This is a genomic window from Pseudomonas sp. 13B_2.1_Bac1, from assembly GCF_025466155.1.
GTDB classification, from domain to species: Bacteria; Pseudomonadota; Gammaproteobacteria; order Pseudomonadales; family Pseudomonadaceae; genus Aquipseudomonas; species Aquipseudomonas aylmerensis.
In genome coordinates, this window is record NZ_JANLOH010000050.1 from 1 (window position 1) to 835 (window position 835).

The 835-nt window shown below is 60.7% G+C and carries 1 pseudogene; it reads right to left on the reverse strand.

Annotation, left to right across the window (positions count from 1 at the left end):
• A pseudogene (locus NTD80_RS12055) lies at nt 1-835 on the reverse strand (type IV secretion protein Rhs); the annotation flags it as partial.

Sequence of the window (835 nt, forward strand, 5' to 3'; positions counted from 1 at the left end):
GAACACCGCCACCAAGCGTCCGGCTTCGTCGTACTGATACGCCGTCACCGCGCCCAGCGGATCCTGCTCGACCGTCAACCGGCCTTTGTCGTCGTAGGATCTGAAATGCTCGGCACCATCCGGATCAATGCGCTGCACCAGGCGCGCATGCTGGTCGTGCACGTAGACTTCCTGGCTGCCATCAGCGTTAAACACCGTGACCTGCCCGCGGTCATCCCAGGCATAACGCGTATCCATCTGCGAAAAGCTCGCCCAGTGGCGGACACAGCGCGCGGCCTTGCCAGCGCGTTCCCATGCCCAAAAGAAACTCGCGCCACCGGCCAACTGCCGTTCAAGAATGACGTGCTGATCGTCGTACCGATAAACCTCGCGTTCGCCGACGGCATTGGTCGCCGAGACCAGTCGGCCCAGGTCGTCATAGACGTAGGAAACAACGTTGTGCTCGGTCATCCACTCGAAAGGGCCATGGCCCTTGGCGCGCTGGATCTGGTAGTCCACCGCCACGATGCGACCCAACTCATAACGCAGGAACAGCGAACGCCCGACACCGTTATCCAGCCGCTCAATGCGCCCCAAAAGACCCCGGGCAATGCGCAGCCGGTTGTCATACGCATCGCTGATAGCCGTCAGCACACCGTCGCGAAAGTGGTAAAAGCGCGACGCCTGCGCCAACACCAACTCGTCCGGCGAAGCACCCAAATAGATCGCCGCTTCAGCCAGGCTATTGGTGATTGCAGGTCGAGCAACAGTCGGCATCGGAAACGAAGTAATGCGATTCTCATGGTCCGTCCACACGACGCAATCGCCCGATACCGCAAGCCGATGCGCCAACGAA